This is a genomic window from Serratia plymuthica, from assembly GCF_018336935.1.
Classification (GTDB): Bacteria; Pseudomonadota; Gammaproteobacteria; order Enterobacterales; family Enterobacteriaceae; genus Serratia; species Serratia plymuthica_B.
The window spans coordinates 1,119,278-1,135,685 of the sequence record NZ_CP068771.1 but is presented as its reverse complement, the minus strand read 5'-3'; the positions used below and the strand labels follow the sequence as shown (position 1 = coordinate 1,135,685).

The 16,408-nt window shown below is 55.3% G+C and carries 13 protein-coding genes; 7 read left to right on the top strand and 6 right to left on the bottom strand.

Going from position 1 to position 16,408, the window contains the following annotated elements:
* Window positions 1–13: 13 nt before the first annotated feature.
* On the bottom strand, window positions 14–874 hold the full coding sequence (locus JK621_RS05375; RefSeq protein WP_249337144.1) for a DMT family transporter: 861 nt from the start codon (window positions 872–874) through the stop codon (window positions 14–16).
* Window positions 875–955: 81 nt separating this feature from the next.
* Between JK621_RS05375 and JK621_RS05370 the strand changes: the two genes are divergently transcribed.
* Together JK621_RS05370 and JK621_RS05365 are read left to right on the top strand one after the other, a co-directional pair.
* On the top strand, window positions 956–1,891 hold the full coding sequence (locus JK621_RS05370; protein ID WP_212558915.1) for a LysR substrate-binding domain-containing protein: 936 nt from the start codon (window positions 956–958) through the stop codon (window positions 1,889–1,891).
* A gap of 159 nt (window positions 1,892–2,050) precedes the next feature.
* Window positions 2,051–2,812, top strand: coding sequence for an arylamine N-acetyltransferase family protein (locus JK621_RS05365; protein WP_212560130.1), 762 nt, complete (start codon window positions 2,051–2,053; stop codon window positions 2,810–2,812).
* A 683-nt stretch (window positions 2,813–3,495) separates the two neighbouring features.
* On the opposite strand, the gene JK621_RS05360 is transcribed toward JK621_RS05365, so the two are convergent.
* The 4 genes from JK621_RS05360 to rhlE all read right to left on the bottom strand — a co-directional run bounded on the left by JK621_RS05360 (window position 3,496) and on the right by rhlE (window position 9,372).
* Entirely contained in the window at window positions 3,496–5,589 is a 2,094-nt protein-coding gene (locus tag JK621_RS05360) for an AAA family ATPase (RefSeq protein WP_212558914.1), read from the bottom strand.
* Between the two features lie 132 nt (window positions 5,590–5,721).
* The gene (dusC, locus tag JK621_RS05355; RefSeq protein ID WP_212558913.1) at window positions 5,722–6,651 is read right to left on the bottom strand and encodes a tRNA dihydrouridine(16) synthase DusC; all 930 of its coding nucleotides are present in this window, start codon (window positions 6,649–6,651) and stop codon (window positions 5,722–5,724) included.
* Window positions 6,652–6,935: 284 nt separating this feature from the next.
* A complete protein-coding gene (locus JK621_RS05350) occupies window positions 6,936–7,895 on the bottom strand; it encodes a D-2-hydroxyacid dehydrogenase family protein (protein WP_212560129.1) in 960 nt (319 codons plus the stop codon).
* A gap of 118 nt (window positions 7,896–8,013) precedes the next feature.
* Entirely contained in the window at window positions 8,014–9,372 is a 1,359-nt protein-coding gene (gene rhlE / locus JK621_RS05345) for an ATP-dependent RNA helicase RhlE (protein WP_064798705.1), read from the bottom strand.
* A gap of 302 nt (window positions 9,373–9,674) precedes the next feature.
* Between rhlE and cecR the strand changes: the two genes are divergently transcribed.
* From cecR to JK621_RS05320, 5 genes are all read left to right on the top strand, one after another.
* Window positions 9,675–10,364 (top strand): transcriptional regulator CecR, encoded by a 690-nt coding sequence (cecR, locus tag JK621_RS05340; RefSeq protein WP_212558912.1) that lies wholly within the window; start codon window positions 9,675–9,677, stop codon window positions 10,362–10,364.
* Window positions 10,365–10,510: 146 nt separating this feature from the next.
* Window positions 10,511–11,497 (top strand): secretion protein HlyD, encoded by a 987-nt coding sequence (gene hlyD / locus JK621_RS05335; protein WP_212558911.1) that lies wholly within the window; start codon window positions 10,511–10,513, stop codon window positions 11,495–11,497.
* 10 nt (window positions 11,498–11,507) lie between these two features.
* Window positions 11,508–13,238 (top strand): ATP-binding cassette domain-containing protein, encoded by a 1,731-nt coding sequence (locus JK621_RS05330; protein WP_212558910.1) that lies wholly within the window; start codon window positions 11,508–11,510, stop codon window positions 13,236–13,238.
* Window positions 13,235–14,401, top strand: coding sequence for an ABC transporter permease (locus tag JK621_RS05325; protein WP_432761919.1), 1,167 nt, complete (start codon window positions 13,235–13,237; stop codon window positions 14,399–14,401). The genes JK621_RS05330 and JK621_RS05325 overlap by 4 nt, the downstream gene beginning before the upstream one ends.
* A gap of 9 nt (window positions 14,402–14,410) precedes the next feature.
* A complete protein-coding gene (locus JK621_RS05320) occupies window positions 14,411–15,517 on the top strand; it encodes an ABC transporter permease (RefSeq protein WP_212558909.1) in 1,107 nt (368 codons plus the stop codon).
* A 180-nt stretch (window positions 15,518–15,697) separates the two neighbouring features.
* Here JK621_RS05320 and JK621_RS05315 read toward each other — a convergent pair whose 3' ends face one another.
* On the bottom strand, window positions 15,698–16,408 hold the full coding sequence (locus JK621_RS05315) for a Bax inhibitor-1/YccA family protein (protein ID WP_004941907.1): 711 nt from the start codon (window positions 16,406–16,408) through the stop codon (window positions 15,698–15,700).

The following is a 16,408-nucleotide window of genomic DNA, read 5'->3' as shown; positions in this document are numbered from 1 at the left end:
GCGAGGGAGACAGTTATGTTGGCTTTAAATGCAGCACCACAGCGCCCGCCAACACCGTGAATACCCCCAGCCACTGGAGGCCGGAAAGCCGCTCGCGCAACAAAAGCGCGCCCAACAGCGCGGCGATACCGCCGGACAACGTGCTGAGCACGGTGACGACAGCCACCGAGCCCGCCCCGGCGCCCACGGCAAAGGCGGTAAAACCGCCCAAACTCAGCAGGCTGGCGGCCAGCAACAACCCGCCTTGCCGCCAGGTAGGGCGCGCAACCAGCGCTCGTCGGTCAGTGTTCAGGATCAACACCGCCGCCAACCCGACCGTATAGCCGAGCCACAGGCTGACCCGTGGCCCCAGCACCGGCAGCGTGTATTTTCCCTGCAGCCAAAAACAGGTGCCGTAACAGAGCGCTGCCATCAACGAGAAGGCGACGGAGGGCCATGCCGAACCGGATTTTTCAGGCTGGCGGCCCGGCTCCATCGCGCTGAGTATGACCCCAAACAGACATACCGCCAGCCCCGCCAGCGTCAGCGCGCCAAGCCGTTCGCCGCCGAGCCAGGATAACAGCGTGGTCACCGCGCCGTAGCTGGTGACCAAGGGTGCCACCAGCGCCGTTTTGCCGATGGCAAAAGCCCGGGACAGCGCCAGCGTTGCGCCCACCATCAGGCCGGCGGCCAGCAGCGCCAATCCCCAAACCCTGGGCGACGCCGCAAAGGCGGGAATGGCGGTAGTCAGCAACAACCCGGATAGAATGACAAAACCGATCGCCTGGGAGAAGAATACCGCCCTGCGCACGCCCACCGCCCGCGCGTTGATACCGATCAAAAAATCCGTGCTGCCCCAGCACAGCGCGGCGGCTAACCCCATGAATATATCCACCCAATTCTCCCGTCCGATTCGTTGACAAAAAGTAAGAGAAAAATCGCTTGTGGAACATCGATAGATTGGCAATATGGTTGAATGAAACTCAAGCTGAACGCCCAACCACGACTGCCGTCGCTGAAAGCCTTGCATACCTTCGAGGTGGCGGCGCGCTGCGCCAGTTTTACCGAGGCGGCGGAGCAGTTGAACGTCACGCTTGGGGCGGTCAGCCGCCAGATACGCCAGTTGGAGAACGAGCTGGGCGTTGAACTTTTTCACCGCAAGGGCAATGCGGTGGCGCTCAACGACACCGGCAAACGGCTGGCTACCGACGTCACCCGTGCGCTGACGCTGCTGCAAAAAGCCAGCGATCGCGCCCGGCCGACGCAGCAGCAAACGCTGAAACTCACCTGCACGCTGGGCATTGCCAGCCATTGGCTGGCGGCGCGTTTACCGGCGCTGCGCCACGCCGATCCTGATGTCTCGCTGGTGCTGGACGCCAACGAAAGCCTGCGCGATTTAGCCAGCGGCGAAGCGGACATCGCCATCCGTTACAGCCCCACCGCCAACCCGCCGCCGCATTCCCGCGAACTGTTGGCCGATGCCTTTGCGCCGCTGGCGAGCCCCGCATTTCTGGCCGCACATCCTGCGTTCACCCTCGCCGATTTGCCGCAGGCCCCCTTGATTCACTCGCCGTGGAAGGATGCGCAAGGGCTGGGCGCCGCCGGCTGGCAAGACTGGTTCGCCGCCTTTGGCGCAGGCGCAGCGACACCGCGCGGCATCCTCACCGTTAACAGCGTCGGCCATGCGTTGCAGGAAGCGATGGAAGGCAACGGCATCGTGCTCGGCAGCCTGGCGGTGGCGCAGGATGCGTTAGCCGCAGGCAAGCTGGTGCCGGTGTTTGGCGAATACGGACGACTGCCCTGCGCCTATCAATATCGCCTGTGCTGGGCGGACAGCGCGTTCGTTAGCGCCACCACCCGCCGCTGGGTGAATCTGCTGCTGCAGGCGGCAGGCAAACCCCCGGCGTTTTGACACAGCACGTATTGCGCCCACAGCGGTGAAAAATCCAACTATTTTATATATCCACAATAATTCGAGTTGCATCGCGGCGACACCTAAGCGCAGGCAGTCAACAAAGATGCGGCTTGGAGTATGAAAGATATCATCGATTTTTTGGCTGCGAGACACTCCGTGGATAAACAACGCTACCTGCAACATATTGGATTTGCAGGCATCCCCCAGGCTGACCTCCTGACGCTGCAACAATTACACCGCTGCCATATGCTGAGCGTGCCCTTTGAGAACCTGAGCATTATTTATCGCCAGGGCATTCATCTGGAAGAACAGGCGCTGTTCAATAAAATTGTCGAACGCAACCGCGGCGGCTTTTGCTATGAGCTGAACCGGCTGTTTGCCCTGCTGTTGAAGGACATCGGCTTTAACGTGCAGTTTATTTCCGGCGAGATCCGCGCGCGCGACGGCAGCTTCGGCGCGCCCTTCGACCATATGGCGCTGAAAGTGGAGCTGGATCAGCCGTATCTGGTGGACGTGGGGTTTGGCGATTCGTTCCTGACGCCGCTGAAAATCACCACCACCGAACAGCAGCCGCAGACCAGCGGCACCTTCCATCTAGAACAGGAAGGCGAGACTTATTACCTGGAACGCAGAAACGGCGATAACCGCTCACACGCCAAAACCCTGTACCGCTTTACCCTGCAAGCCCGTGAGCCGAGTGAGTTCGACGGCATGTGCCACTACCACAGCACCTCGCCGCAGTCGCATTTTACCCAGCGGCTGGTGTGCTCGCGGCCAACGGAAAATGGCCGGGTAACCCTCAGCGAGAACAAGCTGATTATCACCGAAGATCACCAGCGCCATGAATCTACGCTGCATTCAGAAGACGAACGGCGTGCAGTGCTGATGCGCTATTTTGGAATTGATTTGGGCCGTTGATGACACAGTTTTAATTTTTTGAGCGCTACTTGGCCCGATGGAATTGTGTTAAATAAGCAGAAGGCAACCTTACTCTGTTTTTTCTCATCAGCTTGGCCAAGTTATTCGGGTATCAATCATGCACCCGCCTATAGGTACTGTTAAGCGATTTATTGCGTTAATAGAGCTGACTGCTAACTATGAATAGCTCTACGCCCCCCATTGATGATCTTACTAGTACAGTGATGATCAACGTTACAGACTGGGAGGAGAGAAAAACCTTTATAGACCGGCTGGTACCACGCTGACTCCTAATCCGGTGAGCTGCTTTCGACTAATGCAAAAAGATCATTTATTTTAGTAATGAAGAGAAAAAATTGGTAGAGTTGAATAAGCTGATACCTCATCTGCTCGAAATCGAGCTAAAAACGCAACGAGACTAATCAAAACCTTGGAATACCTTTATATTAATAGATCAGAGGGTCGCCGCAGGGTAAATGCCTGAGTTCCGAGCCACGTGGTAGATAGAACACTTAAATCTCCGGTAAAAATTCACTATAAAAAACCTGTTATGCAGGAGTTTTATTTTTAAAAACCCAGCCATCAAAAAAATAAAACATGAAAAACGGTGATTAATTATGCAAGTTGCATCCACAAGAGTATACTAAACCGGTTCATCCCCATTATTAAGAACAATTTCACATTTAAGAATTAACTATCTTATTTATTATTTCCTTCATACCAAATGGACGATAAGAATCATTTTTCATGCTAGCGATTATAACATTTCTGAAAACGTCATATGCTACCCCACCACCATGCTTACCAACAAATGACTTAAGCACATCCCTACCTCTGATAATATTAACCCAGGAACCATCAGACAAGCTGCCATAGTACTTTTCACTTAATTTATTTTCAAATTCACTAAGAGATGATACGCTTAATTCATTATCGGTAACACTTTTTATTTTATCCAGTGAATTAGAAGTCGCGGCAAATAACTTACTAGCCAAATCATTAGTATTAGGAGCTACTTTTAAATTAATGCACCTTAATATTTTTTCATTAACAAAGCATGATAGCTCATGTCTTATTAACTCTGGAATTGTTTTAGTTGCACAATCACGTAATTCACTGAGGATAAAATCTTCACTATATCCTTCATTAAGATGAAGAATTGATAATGCATCTTTTATATATTTAGTATTTAGGAAGTAATTTTCTATATGATATACATCCCATGTAAAAATATTTTTTGATGAGTCTTTGTCAATTTTCCTTTCAGAATCCATGTCAGTAATGCAATAAAAATCAAATGGTAATGCCTCATTTGAGGAGAGCTTGTTTAAAATTTCATGTAATGCTCTAACTCTCATTTTATTACTACCTGATATGAGATTGACATGACCAAATAACTCAGGAAATAAAGTCGATATTACCTTCTGATCAAAGTCTGAATCCCCCCCTCCTTCCAAAATAATTACTTTCCCACCAGGTCTATATGCAGCCAAATCTCCGACCATATCAACGAGTGCCAAATCAAGATCTTTTGTCGCAGAAAGTTTCTTTATCTGCCCTACATCATCACCTATACTCCAACATGGTACCATATGAAAGACACTATACGTTTCCACCCCTACAACCTCCCGAAGAAGTGAATCCGAATGAGTAACAAGCCAAATTTGATTATCCAAATCCTCTCCCAGATGTTTATTATAAAAACGAGGCAATGATCTAATTAACCTAGGATTTAAATGTAACTCTGGTTCATCGAGTAAAATTATAGAGTATTTAGGGGCGGAATTCCTAATTCTCAAATATCCATATAGTATTTCCTTCTCACCGGAACTCAATTCATCTAAATCATGGACACTTCCATTTTTTGTCTTAACAGGAAATATCAAACTACCTTTTTTTGTTGGTTGCGGTCCTAAAAACTCTTTTTCAGGAAAAAATGTAGTAAATAGTTCTTTTAACGTATTAGTCAAAGATAACTGTTTTTCTCGAGGGATCCCTGCTTGCTCAATTAACATCTCCTTAATATAGGAGGATGCCATTTCACCCTTTATATTATTATATTTTGACCCATAGTTATATAAGGCAGAATGACTACGCTGTTGCTCAATAGAGTCCAAGTTTAAATTTATACCTTGAATATTCTCTCGACTATAATGCCGCTGGGCACCATGATAATCAACAACTCCTATATCGCTCAATTTGAAATTACTAAAAATTATCGATAAAACAGGAGATAACTCAAACTGGGGAGGTTCATTTGGTTCAATAAAAAACTCCCCTCTTATACATTCATAACTCAACTCTTTTTTAAGAAGATCATTTTCATATTTGAACTTTTCATTAAACTCAATCTCTTTATCTTTAAATTTAGCAGTAAATGCAGCCATCACTTTCACCCCGGATTGATATGCTTCCGGCATCATATCTCTCCAGATTTTTTCCTTTAATAACACTGTTGAATTGTTATTTATATATTCCTTTTCTTCTTTTGACAAACTAAAATCGCAAATAATCCTTACAACTTCAAGCCTATTGTTAAATATAGGGGAAAAATCATCGGGGTTATTCGTAATACTAATTTGAAACTCGCCCATCCATTGATGCCACTCATTTGGCTGATAACCTCCATAGACTGATTTTAGTAACCTAATAGCATCAAAAACACACGATTTCCCAGAACCATTTTGCCCAGCGATTACGACCATTCTACCTAAATTCTCTAATGTTATTTCCTTTATCCCTCTAAAATTAATTATTTTTAAATAATCTATTTTCATTTGATTAGTCACTATTTTAATTTTAAATTAAAACCAGTATAGACTATAACTTTAAACCTGCCAGTACATTAAATGAAAACAATATCGCCAATAGAATAAATCGACCATTAATTTAATTATTTTATATTATTATCACCCACAAATCACCCGCGCAATGTCCTTCGAGTTGGTCAGAGCGCGAACTTCGCCGAACAGGTCGGTGGCCTCGGCATACTCTTTGCGTAAATACCCCAGCCACTGCTTGATGCGCGCCACGTGATACAGGCCGGTGTCGCCCTGTTTTTCCAGATGAACGTATTTTTGCAGCAGTTGCACCACCTGCGGCCACGGCATGCGCGGTTCGTTGTATTTCACCACCCGGCTCAGGTTCGGTACGTTTAATGCGCCGCGCCCCAGCATCACCGCGTCGCAGCCGGTAGTTTGCCGGCAGTCTTGTGCGCTTTGGTAATCCCAGATTTCGCCGTTGGCGATCACTGGAATGGTCAGCCGCTTGCGGATTTCGCCAATCGCCGCCCAGTTAATGCGTTCTGCCTTGTAGCCGTCCTCTTTGGTACGGCCATGCACCGCCAGCTCGGTGGCGCCCGCCTGTTGCACCGCGTCGGCGATTTCAAAACTGCGGCTGTCGCTGTCCCAACCCAAGCGTACCTTTACCGTCACCGGCAGATGATCCGGCACCGCTGCGCGCATCGCTTTCGCACCCTGGTAAATCAGTTCCGGATCTTTCAGCAAGGTCGCCCCGCCGCCGCTGCCGTTGACCAGCTTGGACGGGCAACCACAGTTGAGATCGACGCCGTAAGAACCCAGTTCGACCGCACGGGCGGCGTTTTCCCCCAACCACTGCGGGTGCTGGCCCAGCAGTTGGATGCGCACCAGCGTGCCGGACGGGGTGCGGCTGGCGTGATGCAGTTCGGGGCACAGGCGGTAGAAAGATTTGGCCGGCAGCAGTTGGTCAACCACGCGCAGGAATTCGGTGATGCACAGGTCGTAGTCGTTCACTTCGGTGAGCAGCTCGCGCACCAAAGAATCGAGAACGCCCTCCATCGGAGCCAATAATACGCGCATGATCACCCCAGCTAAAAAAGACGCGCAATGATACGGGGGAATGCCGCCATCAGACAAGCGCACGGGGGAATAAACCCTGCATATTTGAAGCTGCATCTTTGTTGGCTTCCTGCGGATATTCGGCCCATCCGTGGGCCCCCCCCCCTTTGGGGCCGCTGCAAGCAGCGTTCAAATCTGTTCCTGACAGATTTGTCACCCCGGTCACATACTACCTGTACGCTCCCAGGGATGCGCTTAGTTGCCGCCGCGATGCAACTCCAATTATTTTGGGATTCAAACCGCGCTTAGCCCAACCTGCGCAGGGGCTGTCCGGCGAGAAACGCCTCGATGTCCTCAATCGCCTCGCGGAAATAGATGCGGTAGTTGTCATCGGCCACGTAACCCAGGTGCGGCGTCGCCAGCACGTTGGGCAGGCGGCGGAAGATATCGTCCATCGGCAAAGGTTCAACCTCGAACACGTCCAGCCCGGCGCCGGCGATCCGTTGTTGTTGCAGAGCTTCTATCAACGCCTCCTGATCGACAATCGCCGCGCGCGAGGTGTTGATCAGATACGCGGAAGGCTTCATCGCGGCCAGTTCATCGCGCCCCACCAGCCCGCGGCTGCGTTCGCTCAGCACCAAATGGACGGAGACAAAATCGCTCTGCTCGAACAGCGCCAGTTTCGATTCGGCCAGCGCAACGCCCTGTTGCCCGGCTCTTTCCGCCGTCAGGTTCTGGCTCCAGGCCAGCACCCGCATGCCGAACGCCTGCGCCACCTTGGCCATCTGGCTGCCAATCTTGCCCAGCCCCAGCAGGCCCAGCGTTTTGCCTTGCAGAGTGACGCCAAGCGCCTGTTGCCAGGGGCCGTTATTGCGCAGCCCGGCGTTTTCCGCCACCGTGTGCTTTGCCAACCCCAACAGCAGCGCCCAGGTCAGTTCCATCGGCGCGGCCGAACCGCTGGCGGTGCCGCAAACCACAATGCCGCGCTGCTCGGCGGCGGCCAGATCGATAGAGGCATTGCGCATGCCAGAGGTGATCAGCAGTTTTAACTTCGGCAACCGGGCCAGTAGCGTGGCGGTAATCGGCGTGCGTTCGCGCATGATCACCAGCATGTCACAGTCTTGCAGGTGCACCGCCAGCTCCGCCTCATCGGTAAAATGCTGGCTCATGGCGAACACCTCGACCCGCCCGGCTATCGTCGACCAGTCCGCCATCGTGAGTGCCACCTGCTGATAATCATCAAGAATTGCGCACTTCAGTTTCATCATCGGCTCCAGAGAAATTGGCTTACCCCGTCGATCCTAGTACGAAAATTCACTTCCGCCAGACATAAAAAAAGCCACCTGTAAAGGTGGCCTGATAGCATCTTGCAACAGCGCGATATTACTCGCCTGGCTTGCGGCTGCGTGGACGTCGTGCCGGCGCGCCTGAACGTGGCTTGCCGTCACCCTGAGGGCGGGCACTGCCGCCGCCACGGTTTTCACGTTGGCCGCTATGGCCACCGCCGTTACCGCTGCGCTGGCCGCCGCCGGAGCGTTGACCGCCGCCGTTGCCGCGCCCGCCACCCTGACGGCCGTTGATGATCGGCTCCGCCTTGATGCTTGGGTCCGGCTCATAGCCTGGCAGGGCAATACGCGGGATTTCACGCTTCAGCAGGCGCTCGATGTCGCGCAGCAGTTTGTGTTCATCTACGCAGACCAACGAGATCGCCTCACCGGTACGCTCTGCACGGCCGGTACGGCCGATGCGGTGCACGTAATCTTCCGGCACGTTAGGCAGCTCGTAGTTCACCACGTGCGGCAGTTGGTCGATGTCCAGACCGCGCGCCGCGATGTCGGTTGCCACCAGCACGCGAATTTTGCCGTCTTTAAAATCGGCCAATGCACGGGTACGCGCGCCCTGGCTTTTATTGCCGTGGATCGCTGCGGCAGTGATGCCGTCTTTGTTCAACTGCTCGGCCAGGTGGTTGGCGCCGTGCTTGGTGCGGTTGAACACCAATACTTGCTTCCAGTCGCCTTCGCCGATCATCTGCGACAGCAGTTCCCGCTTACGCTTCTTGTCGACGAAGTGCACGCTTTGTTCGATCTGCTCGGACGCCGTGTTGCGGCGCGCCACTTCCACCGAGGCCGGGTTGTGCAACAGCTTGTTCGCCAACGCTTTGATGTCGTCGGAGAAGGTGGCTGAGAACAGCAGGTTCTGACGCTTGGCAGGCAGCTTGGCCAGCACGCGGCGGATATCATGGATAAAGCCCATATCCAGCATGCGGTCAGCTTCGTCCAGCACCAGAATTTCAATTTTGGACAGATCAACCGCGTTCTGGTGTTCCAGATCCAGCAGGCGACCCGGTGTTGCCACCAGAATGTCGACGCCGCCGCGCAGTTTCATCATCTGCGGGTTGATGCTCACGCCGCCAAACACCACCAGCGAACGCAGGCGCAGGTGTTTGCTGTAAGCTTCGACGTTTTCGCCGATCTGCGCCGCCAGTTCACGGGTTGGCGTCAGGATCAACGCACGTACCGGGCGACGGCCCTTGATCGGATGATCATGCTTACTCAGCAGCTGCAACAGCGGCAGGGTAAAGCCAGCGGTTTTACCGGTACCGGTCTGTGCGCTGGCCATCAGGTCACGACCTTCCAACACTACAGGGATAGCCTGGCGCTGAATTGGCGTAGGTTCGCGATAGCCCTGTTCTTCAACAGCGCGCAGAATTTCAGCACTTAAGCCGAGAGTTTCAAATGACATAGTAGAGAAAAGCTCCAGATCCCCCCTAACCTAAACAATGTTCGGTGCAGTTTCCTGGGAGGATGATCAGACGGGGCATTAAGCATGACCACGAGGGATTTGGCACAAACTGCAGTGCACCAGCGCGGGAGTGTAGCAGAAGTCGCACAAGAAAACGCAATTTTACTGACTGAGAGCACAATATGCCGGAAATTCAGTATATCCTGAAAATAACCTGAATTAAAAAAGGGTTTCTGATTGCATTTTACCCAATCTGGCATAAAGTTAATCATACGATTGATTAACTTTTGCGAGCACTGTCTATGCCAGGTAACCAAACTGCCGGCCGGGCGCGCGGCGAACAGGCGCGCCGGCAGCTGATCGCCGCCGCCATCGAGATGTTCGGCGAATACGGCATTCAGGGCGCGACCACCCGCGATATCGCCCAGCGCGCCGGGCAGAACATCGCCGCCATTACCTACTACTTCAATTCCAAAGAAGGCCTTTATCTGGCCGTTGCACAGTGGATTGCCGATTTTATCCAGCAGGCATTCCGCCCGTTGGCCGAGGAGATTGACCGCTTCTGGCAACGGCCTGCCGCCGAGCGCCGGCCGGAGCAGTATCTCGCCTACCTGAAAAGCGGGCTGCTGGCGTTCAGCGAACTGATGACTCAACCGCATACGCTGAACCTGAGCAAAATCATGTCGCGCGAGCAACTCTCCCCTACCGACGCTTATCCGCTGATCCACCAGCAGGTGATAGCGCCGCTGCATAGCAAACTGTGCCGCCTGCTGGCGGCCTATACCGGCATCGACGAGCGCTCGACCAAAATCGTGCTGCACACCCATGCGCTGCTCGGCGAGGTGCTGTCGTTTCGCATCGCGCGGGAAACCGTGCGCCGGCAGGCGGGCTGGCAGCAGATAGGTACGGCCGAAGCGGCGCAAATCGGCGAGGTGCTGGCGGAACACATAGATCTTCTGGTTAATGGGCTGCGCCAGCGTTATGGCGCATAAACCCCGCGTATTTCAAGCTGCGGCGTTGTTGGCTGCGTGCACGCCCCCCAGTCACTTACTTGAGTAAGCTCCCGGGGATTCGCGCACTTGTCGCCTGGCCGTAACGTGAAATTCATCGGGTTTAATCTTTATAGGCAGGGAGTGTTATGAACAAGAAACGCAGTGCCATCATTGTGGCGATTATCGTGCTGATCGCCGGCGCCGGTTATGGTTTTTGGCATTACCACCAGCAGCAAGAGCAGCCGCTGACGCTGTACGGCAACGTCGATATCCGCACGGTGAATCTCGGCTTCCGCGTCGACGGGCGGCTGGCGTCGCTGACCGTCGACGAAGGTGATGCCATTCAGCCCGGGCAACTGCTCGGCAAGCTGGACGACGCGCCGTACATCAACGCGCTGCAACAGGCGCAGGCTAACGTCGCCAGCGCCAAGGCCAAGCTGGCGCTGCTGCTGGCCGGTTACCGCGCCGAAGAGATTGCCCAGGTGCGTTCGGAAGTGGCGCAACGCCTTTCCGCCTTTAACTATGCCGACAGCTTCTTCAAACGTCAGCAGGGGCTATGGGCGAAAAATGCCACCTCCGCCGATGCGCTGGAAGATGCCCGCACCTCGCGCAATCAGGCGCAGGCCAACCTGCAGGCCTCGAAAGACAAGCTGTCGCAATACCTCAGCGGCAACCGCCCGCAGGAGATAGAAGAAGCCAAAGCCAATCTGGCGCAAAATGAGGCCGCGCTGGCGCAGGCACAGCTGAATTTGCACGATACCACCCTGGTTTCCCCCTCGGCCGGCACGGTGCTGACGCGCGCAATCGAGCCGGGCACCATGCTCAGCGCCGGCGGCACGGTATTCACGCTTTCGCTGACTCGCCCGGTGTGGGTGCGCGCCTATGTGAACGAATCCAGCCTGAGTAAAGCGGTGCCGGGTGCCGAACTGGAAATTTATACCGATGGCCGGCCGAACAAGCCTTATCACGGCAAAATCGGCTTCGTGTCGCCGACCGCCGAATTTACGCCGAAAAGCGTCGAAACCCCGGATCTGCGCACCGATTTGGTGTACCGGCTGCGGGTGATTGTCACCGACGCCGATGACGCGTTGCGCCAGGGCATGCCGGTCACCGTTCGTTTTGCCAAACCTTGAGGCGGCGGTAATGGAACAGGTTATTGAACTGGAGGCATTGGAAAAACGTTTTCCATCGTTGGCAAAACCCGCGGTCGCCAGCCTGACCACCCGCCTGACCAGTGGCGCGGTCACCGGGCTGGTTGGCCCGGACGGCGCCGGCAAAACCACCCTGCTGCGCATGCTGGCCGGGTTACTGAAACCCAGTAGCGGCATGCTGCGCGTCGCCGGGCTGGATCCGATCGCGCAAGATCGTCAACTGCACGCCATCCTCGGCTACATGCCGCAAAAATTCGGGCTGTATGAAGATCTTACCGTCATGGAAAACCTGACGCTGTACGCCGATCTGCGCGGGGTCACCGGCGATCTGCGAAAACAGACCTTCGATCGGCTGCTGACCTTCACCGATCTCACGCGCTTTACCACCCGCCTCGCGGGCAAGCTTTCCGGCGGCATGAAGCAAAAGCTCGGGCTGGCCTGCACGCTGGTGGGCCAACCGCAGGTGCTGCTGCTGGATGAGCCGGGAGTCGGCGTCGATCCGATCTCGCGCCGCGAGCTGTGGCGCATGGTGCATGAACTGGCCAACGACGGCATGCTGATCCTGTGGAGCACCTCCTATCTTGACGAAGCCGAGCAGTGCCGCGAAGTGCTGTTGCTCAATGAAGGGGAATTACTGTTCAGCGGCGCGCCTAAAGACCTGACCCAGCGCATGGTCGGGCGCACAGTGCTGATTGCGCCCCCCGCCGGCAGCCACCGCGCCCTGCTGCAACGGGCGATCTGCCTGCCTTCGGTTACCGACGGGGTGATCCAGGGCAAATACCTGCGGCTGATCCTCAGGCAGGGCGAAGATCACCGGCAGGTACTGCAGGCGCTGGATCTGCCGGACGCGGAAATGACGGAGGCGGATCCGCGCTTTGAGGATGCGTTTATCGATCTGCTCGGCGGCGGGCCAAACAGTAAATCGGCGCTGGCGGAGATCATGCCGACCGTCGAGGGTGAAAGCTCGCAAACGGTGATTGAAGCGCAGGGGCTGACCAAGAAGTTCGGCGATTTCGCCGCCACCGACCACGTGGACTTCAAGGTGCAGCGCGGCGAGATTTTCGGCCTGCTCGGCCCGAACGGCGCCGGCAAGTCCACCACCTTCAAAATGATGTGCGGGCTGCTGGTGCCGACCGAAGGCAAGGCGTTGGTGCTGGATATGGATCTGAAAACCAGCTCCGGTAAAGCGCGCCAACGTCTGGGCTATATGGCGCAGAAATTCTCGCTGTACGGCAACCTGACGGTGGCGCAGAACCTGAAGTTTTTCTCCGGCGTCTACGGCCTGAGCGGCAAAGCGCAGCGCGACAAAATCAACGAGATGTCGACCGCCTTCAACTTTGAGCCAATCCTCAGCCAAACGCCGGATTCACTGCCGCTCGGCTTCAAGCAGCGGCTGGCACTGGCCTGCGCGCTGATGCACGAACCGGACATTCTGTTTCTCGACGAACCGACCTCGGGCGTCGATCCCCTGACCCGCCGCGAGTTCTGGTTGCACATCAACGGCATGGTGGATAAAGGCGTGACGGTGATGGTCACGACCCACTTTATGGACGAGGCGGAATACTGCGATCGCATCGGGCTGGTGTATCGCGGCAAGATCATCGCCGCCGGCACGCCGGACGATCTCAAACAGCAGATCGCCTGCGACGACAACCCCAATCCTTCAATGGAGCAGGCGTTTATCGAGCTGGTGCAGGGTTACGATCGGGAGGAGCAGCCGTGAACGAGAAAATAGCCGTGAGCCAGAACCCCACCGACGCCAGCGGTTTCTCCTGGCGACGGCTGCGTGCGCTGTGTCTGAAAGAGACGCGGCAGATCCTGCGCGATCCCAGCAGCGGGCTGATTGCCTTTGTGATCCCATTGATGTTGCTGTTTATCTTCGGCTACGGCATCAACCTCGACTCCAGCAAGCTGCGGCTGGGCATTTTAATGGAGCAACAGAGCGAGGACGCCCGCGATCTGGCCCACGCTTTCGCCGGTTCGCCCTACATCGAACCGACCATCAGCGACAACCGCCAACAGTTGATCCAACTGATGCAGGCCGGGCGGATCCGCGGCTTGGTGGTGATCCCCAATGACTTCGACAAACAGCTGGCGCGGCCGCACGACAGCGCGCCAATCCAGATTATCACCGACGGCAGCGAGCCGAACACCGCCAACTTTGTCCAGGGCTATACCCAGGGAGTGTGGCAAGTCTGGCAGCAGCAGCGCGCCACCGATCGCGGGCGCGAGGATAAGCCGCTGATTGACGTGCAGATGCGTTACTGGTTTAACCCGGCGGCAATCAGCCGGCATTACATCATTCCCGGCGCCATCACCATTATCATGACAGTGATTGGCGCGATCCTCACCTCGCTGGTGATCGCCCGCGAATGGGAACGCGGCACCATGGAAGCCCTGCTCTCCACGCAGGTGACGCGCAGCGAACTGTTGCTTTCCAAACTGGTGCCCTACTACTTCCTCGGCGTGATCGCCATGGTGCTGTGCATGGTGGTGTCGGTATTCGTGCTCGGCGTGCCCTATCGCGGTTCGCTGCTGATTTTGTTCGTGATCAGCAGCCTATTCCTCGCCAGCACGCTCGGCATGGGGCTGTTGATTTCCACCATCACCCGTAACCAGTTCAACGCGGCAATGGTGGCGCTGAACGCCGCCTTTCTGCCTTCGATCATGCTGTCCGGCTTTATCTTCCAAATCGACAGCATGCCGGCGATCGTGCGCGCCGTGACTTATATCATCCCGGCGCGCTACTTCGTCAGCACGTTGCAGACGCTGTTTTTGGCGGGCAACGTCGGCACGGTACTGATGATTAATCTGCTGTTCCTGATCGCCTCGGCGACGGTGTTTATCGGCCTGACGGCCTGGAAAACCCAGCGGCGGCTGGACTAAGGGGGAAGTATGTTTCACCGTCTCTGGACGTTAATCATTAAGGAAATGCAATCGCTGCTGCGCGATCCGCAGACCCGCGCCATCCTGATTTTACCGGTTATTCTGCAGGTGCTGCTGTTCCCGTTCGCCGCCACGCTGGAGGTGACCAACGCCACCATCGCGGTGTACAGCGAAGACAGCGGCCATGCTTCGGTGGAGCTGACCCAGCGCTTCGCCAAGGCGAAAGCCTTTTCGCACGTCTTGCTGCTGCGCAGCCCGCAAGAGATACAAGCCACCCTCGACAACCAGCGGGCGTTGCTGCTGATCCGCTTCCCGGCGCAGTTCTCGCGCGATATCGCCAGCGGCACGACCGCCCCGCTGCAATTGCTGCTCGACGGGCGCAATTCCAACAGCGCGCAGATCGCCGCCAACTATGTGCAGCAAATTGTGCAGGATTATCAAAACGAGCTGATCGGCAACCGCGTCAAACCCAACAACAGCGAGCTGGTGGTGCGTAACTGGTATAACCCGAATCTGGATTACAAATGGTTCGTGGTGCCTTCGCTGATCGCCATGATCACCACCATCGGCGTACTGATTGTCACTTCGCTGTCGGTGGCGCGCGAACGCGAACAGGGCACGCTGGAGCAGTTGCTGGTGTCACCGCTGACCACCTGGCAGATTTTTATCGGCAAAGCGGTGCCGGCGCTGATTGTCGCCACCTTCCAGGCCAGCATAGTGCTGATGATTGGCATCTTCATGTACCAGATCCCGTTCGCCGGCTCGCTGCTGCTGTTCTACGGCACCATGCTGGTTTACGGGCTGTCGTTGGTGGGGTTCGGGCTGCTGATTTCGTCGCTGTGCGCCACGCAGCAGCAGGCGTTTATCGGCGTGTTCGTGTTTATGATGCCGGCGATCCTGCTTTCCGGTTATGTCTCGCCGGTGGAGAACATGCCGGTGTGGCTGCAGGACCTCACCTGGGTTAACCCGATTCGCCACTTTACCGACATCACCAAACAGATCTATTTGAAGGACGCCAGCTTCCGCATTATCTGGCACAGCCTGTGGCCGCTGCTGGTGATCACCGCCACCACCGGCAGCGCCGCCTACGCCATGTTCCGCCGCAAAATGGCATAAAAAAGGGGTTCAGTACATGTGAACTGAACCCCACTATCCAACACTGAGTTTAACCGCGGCGAGACCAAGCTATTGGGCACCGCCCGCAGCACAGAAAGCGCAGTTGACACATAGTCAATGAGCATTTCGAGCAGCGTACGGTGGACAAGAGCGCCGTGTCGCAGCCCGGTTAAAACCGTGTTAGCGACGGTTGCCGAAAATGCGTAATAACATCAGGAACAGGTTGATGAAATCAAGATACAGCGTCAGCGCGCCGACGATGGCGTATTTGCGGAAGCTGTCTTTATCATCGGCGTTCAGCTGCTCGCCCATCGCCTTGAGTTTTTGCGTGTCGTACGCCGTCAGGCCGACGAATACCAGCACCCCGATATAGGTAATCGCCCACATCAACGCCGTGCTTTTCAGCCAGATGTTTACCAGCGAGGCCAGCACGATACCGATCAGCGCCATAAACAGCATGCTGCCGAAACCGCTCAAGTCACGCTTGGTGGTGTAACCGTACAGGCTCATCGCGCCAAACATGCCGGCGGTCACCACAAAGGTGCTGGCGATCGAGCTGTAGGTGTAAGCGATGAAAATGCTGGAAAGCGTCAGCCCGGTCAGCGCCGAATAAAGCATAAACAGCGACGTAGCCACAGTGCCGCTCAGGCGGTTGACCATGCCGGAAATCACGAACACCAGCGCCAACTGGGCGATAATCAGGCCGAAGAAGGTGATCTGGCTGGAGAAGATGAAGTTGAGGATCGCAGGCGTATTGGCCGCGTACCAGGAAACGAATGCCGTCAACAGCAGGCCACAGGTCATCCAGCCATAAACCTGCGCCATATAAGCCTGAATGCCGCTGTTGGCACGTTCAACGATTGAACCATTAGAGCGTGGATATCGGTCCAT

What these genes read in the sequence shown, in the direction of transcription:
- JK621_RS05330 (WP_212558910.1), top strand. Translation starts at nt 11,508, where the DNA reads ATGGAACAGGTTATTGAACTGGAGGCATTGGAAAAACGTTTTCCATCG.
- JK621_RS05360 (WP_212558914.1), bottom strand. Translation starts at nt 5,589, where the DNA reads ATGAAAATAGATTATTTAAAAATAATTAATTTTAGAGGGATAAAGGAA.
- dusC (WP_212558913.1), bottom strand. Translation starts at nt 6,651, where the DNA reads ATGCGCGTATTATTGGCTCCGATGGAGGGCGTTCTCGATTCTTTGGTG.
- hlyD (WP_212558911.1), top strand. Translation starts at nt 10,511, where the DNA reads ATGAACAAGAAACGCAGTGCCATCATTGTGGCGATTATCGTGCTGATC.
- JK621_RS05320 (WP_212558909.1), top strand. Translation starts at nt 14,411, where the DNA reads ATGTTTCACCGTCTCTGGACGTTAATCATTAAGGAAATGCAATCGCTG.
- JK621_RS05350 (WP_212560129.1), bottom strand. Translation starts at nt 7,895, where the DNA reads ATGAAACTGAAGTGCGCAATTCTTGATGATTATCAGCAGGTGGCACTC.
- cecR (WP_212558912.1), top strand. Translation starts at nt 9,675, where the DNA reads ATGCCAGGTAACCAAACTGCCGGCCGGGCGCGCGGCGAACAGGCGCGC.
- JK621_RS05315 (WP_004941907.1), bottom strand. Translation starts at nt 16,408, where the DNA reads ATGGACCGATATCCACGCTCTAATGGTTCAATCGTTGAACGTGCCAAC.
- JK621_RS05370 (WP_212558915.1), top strand. Translation starts at nt 956, where the DNA reads ATGAAACTCAAGCTGAACGCCCAACCACGACTGCCGTCGCTGAAAGCC.
- rhlE (WP_064798705.1), bottom strand. Translation starts at nt 9,372, where the DNA reads ATGTCATTTGAAACTCTCGGCTTAAGTGCTGAAATTCTGCGCGCTGTT.